This window comes from Psychromonas sp. (assembly GCF_983033635.1).
The window spans coordinates 1-5345 of record NZ_CEZLMY010000209.1 but is presented as its reverse complement, the minus strand read 5'-3'; the positions used below and the strand labels follow the sequence as shown (position 1 = coordinate 5345).

General features: G+C 39.8%; 5 protein-coding genes. All 5 read right to left on the bottom strand.

Translation table 11 applies throughout. The features are described 5' to 3' along the window. The coding region (gene serS / locus AC4GME_RS16980) for a serine--tRNA ligase (protein WP_490379851.1) at nt 1-858 on the bottom strand (858 nt) is incomplete at its 3' end. An 8-nt stretch (nt 859-866) separates the two neighbouring features. Continuing rightward, on the bottom strand, nt 867-1253 hold the full coding sequence (gene crcB / locus AC4GME_RS16975; protein ID WP_490377413.1) for a fluoride efflux transporter CrcB: 387 nt from the start codon (nt 1251-1253) through the stop codon (nt 867-869). Continuing rightward, nucleotides 1246-2577, bottom strand: a complete 1332-nt coding sequence (locus AC4GME_RS16970) for a replication-associated recombination protein A (protein ID WP_490377414.1) — start codon at nt 2575-2577, stop codon at nt 1246-1248. Before AC4GME_RS16970 ends, crcB begins: the two co-directional genes overlap by 8 nt. Further along, on the bottom strand, nt 2577-3194 hold the full coding sequence (gene lolA / locus AC4GME_RS16965) for an outer membrane lipoprotein periplasmic chaperone LolA (RefSeq protein WP_490379850.1): 618 nt from the start codon (nt 3192-3194) through the stop codon (nt 2577-2579). Before lolA ends, AC4GME_RS16970 begins: the two co-directional genes overlap by 1 nt. A 3-nt stretch (nt 3195-3197) precedes the next feature. Continuing rightward, on the bottom strand, nt 3198-5345 hold a 2148-nt coding region (locus AC4GME_RS16960; protein ID WP_490379849.1), incomplete at its 5' end, for an FtsK/SpoIIIE family DNA translocase.

Below are 5345 nucleotides of genomic sequence, written 5' to 3'. Positions count from 1 at the left end.
ATCAAACTGATGCTGACGAATTAGACCACGCGTATCACGACCGTAAGATCCTGCTTCACTACGGAAACAAGGAGTATGTGCGGTTATTCTGATCGGCAATTCAGATTCATCATAAATCATATCCCGGCTCATATTAGTCAGCGGTACTTCAGCTGACGGAATAAGCGACATACCAATACCTTCTTCAGTTGCAGGTTTAGTGTTAAACAGATCATCACCGAATTTAGGTAACTGAGTTGTGCCATACAAACTCTCAGCATTCACTAAAAGCGGTACATACATTTCAGTATAACCGTGTTCATTAGTGTGCAGATTTAACATGTACTGTGCTAATGCACGGTGCAGTTTTGCAATTTGCCCCTGCATCACAATAAAACGTGAACCACTAATTTTAACTGCCGATTTGAAATCAAGGCCGCCTAATGCTTCACCTAAATCAACATGATCTTTAACTTCAAAATCAAATTGTTTTGGCTCTCCCCATGTGGAAATTTCAACATTTTCATCTTCGTCTTTACCAATCGGCGCTGATTCATGCGGTAAATTTGGAATAGTGTAAGCAATTTCTTGAATCTGTTCGCTTAAAGCTGAGAATTCTACTTTAGCCGCATCAAGCTCCTCACCAAGTTTCCCCATTTCAGCACGTAGTGGAGCAATATCTTCACCACGTTTAGCTGCCATGCCAATCTCTTTAGAGCGACTGTTACGCTCAGATTGTAATGACTCAGTTTTAACCTGTAATGTTTTTCTTTTTTCTTCTAATTTGTTAATTAACTCAATATCTAAAGCAAAACCACGAGTAGCTAATTTTTTTGCCGTTTCTTCAATTTCATTACGTAAAAATTTTGGATCTAACATGCTTTTTCCTAACTCTTTAAGACTAATAATGTGCCAACATATGCGGCTAAAATACAGACAACAACATTCAAAACGACATTTAACGTAGCTTTAAATAACTCACCCTGCTGCAATAGCAATAAGTTATCCATGGAGAATGTTGAAAATGTAGTTAATGCACCTAAAAACCCGACACCGATAAACGGCCACCAAGGTGATGCGCTAATTGTTTCTTGTTGAACCAGCTGAAAAATATAGCCCATAATCAGCGAGCCCAAAATATTGACCGTAAGTGTAGCAAATGGAAAACCTTTTCCAAAGAGGCTTATCATGCCAATACTAATTAAATAACGCAGTGTTGCACCAAAAGCGCCACCGCAAGCGACTAAAGCAATATTTGTAATCATATTATTCATAACGTTTGTTTAAACTTTGAGAATTTAGTTGTTGTAAGTAATTGAGCTTATCAGATATCTGTTTTTCAAACCCGCGCGAACTTGGCTGGTAAAATTGTGTGCCTTGTAATGCTTGCGGTAAATAAACTTCACCAGCAGCAAATGCACCATCTTCATCATGTGCATAACGGTAACCTAAGCCGTGGTTAAGCTCAGCCATCAGTTTAGTCGGCGCATTACGAAGATGTAATGGCACTTCATATTCCGGTAAATCTTTGACCGCTTGTTTGGCATTAGCAAATGCGACATAAACAGCATTACTTTTAGGTGCTGATGCGCAATACACAATCGCCTGTGCAATAGCGCGCTCACCTTCATAAGGACCAACTCGACTAAAACAATCCCAAGCATTAATGGCTATCTGCATTGCCCGCGGATCGGCATTACCAATATCTTCCGATGCAATTGCTAAAAGGCGACGCGCCACATAAAGAGGATCACAACCACCGGCTAACATTCGTGCATACCAGTATAAAGCGGCATCCGGATCTGAGCCGCGCACTGATTTATGAAAAGCGGAAATCAGATCGTAAAACAGATCCCCCTGCTTATCAAAACTAACCCCCTCTCGACCGGCTATCTCCATTAACAGATCTAAACCTATAGTTAGATTTGTCGCTGAATCATCCGCCATATCCGCTAACAGTTCTAAATAATTAAGGGCTTTTCTGGCATCACCTTGCACCAATTGAGCAAGTTTTTGTTTAACATCACCTGAAAATTGAATCTGTTTATCTGCTAAACCATCAGTTGATAAACAGGCTTGATCAATCACCTCAACTATCTCAGCTTCGCTTAGTTTTTTTAACAGATAAACACGCGCACGAGATAACAATGCGTTATTGAGTTCAAACGATGGGTTTTCAGTAGTGGCGCCAATAAATAAGATTGTGCCATCTTCAATATAGGGTAAAAAAGCATCTTGCTGACTTTTATTAAAACGATGCACTTCATCTACAAATAGCAAAGTTCTGATACCTGATGCTCGATTTTGTTGTGCAACTTCAATAGCTGCACGGATCTCTTTTATGCCAGAAGTAACAGCGGAAAGACGTTCCACATGTGCTTGGCAATAATTTGCAATCAGTTCCGCTAAAGTAGTTTTACCCGTACCAGGAGGCCCCCATAAAATCATCGAATGAGCAGCCCCGCTTTCAAGCGCTTTGCGTAGTGGTTTTTCCGGACCGATTATATGAGATTGGCCGATATAATCAGCAAACCCTTTAGGGCGCATACGTGCCGCTAATGGTTGAAAATCATTATTAAATGCAAACAGATCTTTCATTAACGTTGATCGTCTATTTCAACACCCGCTGGGATTTGAAAATCAAAATAACCTGCAGTTAAGTTTTCTGTTAATGGTTTATGACTTAACTTAAACTCACTATGTTGACCTTGCTCTTCAATCACCACAAATTTACTGATATTACCTGCATCATTAAATTCAAAAATAAAGGTGCTGTCTTGTACCTGAGCATCTGCACCCTTTACTGTAAATTGATTATTTTCTTTTTTTACCAAATAATTGGCCCATTGATTTTCATTAGCACCAGAAAGTAAAACAAACGGAGTGCCTTCAATGGCATCACTCAGATTGATTAAGGTGACCTGCTCAATAAACGGGCTATATAACCACATTGTTTTACCATCAGAAACAATCAACTCCTCTTCCGGAGTAATAACCTGCCAACGAAATTTACCCGGGCGGGAGATGGTTAATTTACCCCAACTTTCGTTTAATACATTGCCTTCCTGACTGGTAACAACTTGTGAAAATTCAGCATTAATCTGACTGAATTTTGCTAATTTTTCTTTTAATAATGCTGCATCTGTTGTGCCATTAGCCTGAACACAAAACGGAGTTATTAAAAAGATAAATAATACTGAAATAATTTTTTTCATTAGTTAATCCTTCACTGGTGGAGGCGCAAGTACATCACGGCTGCTATTGGCACCCGAAGGGGAGCTGATAACGCCCTGTGCTTGCAGTTGGTCAACCAAACGTGCAGAGCGGTTATAACCGATTCTAAATTTACGCTGAATACTGGAAATAGATACTTTACGGGTTTCAGTAATAAACGCCACTACTTCATCAAATAACGCATCAATTTCACTATCACCTTCAGCCTCTTCGCCTGGTAATAACGTATCTAAACTGGCATCTTCATCGAGAATATCTTTAATATAATTAGGCTCGCCGCGCTTTTTCCAATCAGCAACTACCCTATGTACTTCATGATCATCAACAAATGCACCATGCACACGTGTTGGCACCCCCACACCAGGCGGCATATATAACATATCACCATGGCCTAATAGAGTTTCAGCGCCTTGCTGACCAAGAATGGTACGCGAATCAATTTTACTCGATACCTGGAAAGCGATACGGGTTGGAATATTAGCTTTAATCAAACCGGTAATAACATCTACCGATGGGCGCTGCGTTGCCAGAATCAGGTGAATACCAGCTGCACGTGCTTTTTGGGCAATACGGGTAATAAGCTCTTCGCATTTTTTACCAACAATCATCATCATGTCAGCAAATTCATCAACCACCACCACAATATTGGGTAACTTTTGTAATTCAGGTGCGCTCAGATCCATACTATCACCCTCTTTCCAAAGTGGATCTGTTAATGGGGTACCTGCATCAATAGCCTCTTTCACCTTACTATTATAACCGGCTAATGTACGCACTCCGATTTCAGAAAGTAATTTATAACGACGTTCCATCTCCCCTACACACCAACGCAGTGCATTAGCGGCTTCTTTCATATCTGTTACAACTTCAGTTAACAGGTGTGGAATACCTTCGTAAACACTTAGCTCCAGCATTTTCGGATCGATTAAAATCATACGCACATCTTCTGGTGCAGATTTATAAAGCAGGCTGACCAGCATACAGTTCACCCCCACTGATTTACCTGAGCCGGTTGTACCTGCAACTAGTAAATGTGGCATTTTGCCAAGATCAACGACCACAGGTTCACCTGAAATATCCGCACCTAGTACCATACTTAGTGGTGATTTTGCTTGCTGGAAAACCTCACTGCCTAGCACTTCTGATGAAAATACTATTTCACGGTGTTTATTAGGAAGTTCTAAGGCTATCACAGCTTTACCCGGAATTTGATCAACCACACGCACACTCATTGCGGATAATGCGCGCGCTAAATCTTTTTCTAAACTAGAAATTGTACTGACCTTCATACCTGGTGCTAAAGCAAGTTCAAAACGGGTAATAACGGGGCCGGGTAAAACATTAACCACTTCAGCTTTTATTTTAAATTCAAGTAATTTGGCTTCAACTAAACGCGCAGCTGTATCTAAATCTTCTTGAGAGATTGGATTATGTTTTTTATTGGGTCTGTCTAATAGATCAATGCTAGGAAATGGCGCTAAATCCGTTTCTACTTTGCGTTTGACTACTGGTTTTGCATGATCGGGAAGATGCGAAAAATCAACCTTAGTTTCAGTTACTAATGTTTGACTAGCCTGTTCTTTCGGCTTTTGTTGGTCAAATTCTTCAATGGTGATTTCATGACAATCAGGAATTTCATTATCGATTTGAAATGGCGCATCATCATAATGTTCATCAATATCTAGATTTTCAAAACTCAAAACATCCATTTCATCTGCGCTTTCTAACTCGATATCGGCGTGCGAACTGATAACTATTTCATGGTTGCTATCTTGATTATTTTGTTTTTCTAATGCTGCTAGTTCAGCCTGTTCATTAAGACGTAATGCTTTGTCACTTTGACGTAGTTCATTCCAATTTTTTATCTGTTTTGGCAAAAGAGATAGCCAAGTAAAAACAGCAATCACAGAAGCCCCAAGGCCATCAATCAAACGAAGCCAAGAAAAGCCAAGTAATAATGTTGTCCCAGAAATAAGCAAGGTTAATACAATTAAGTTAATCGCTAATAAACTGAAAAAACCTAACATACTTTCCGCAATTACATCGCCAATCAAACCGCCCGAGGGGTAATAATGAAAATCATTAAAATTGAGTGCCGCTAAAGTAGTGGTACTAAACAGGGTGAAAATAAA

What these genes read in the sequence shown, in the direction of transcription:
- crcB (WP_490377413.1), bottom strand. Translation starts at nt 1,253, where the DNA reads ATGAATAATATGATTACAAATATTGCTTTAGTCGCTTGCGGTGGCGCT.
- AC4GME_RS16970 (WP_490377414.1), bottom strand. Translation starts at nt 2,577, where the DNA reads ATGAAAGATCTGTTTGCATTTAATAATGATTTTCAACCATTAGCGGCA.
- lolA (WP_490379850.1), bottom strand. Translation starts at nt 3,194, where the DNA reads ATGAAAAAAATTATTTCAGTATTATTTATCTTTTTAATAACTCCGTTT.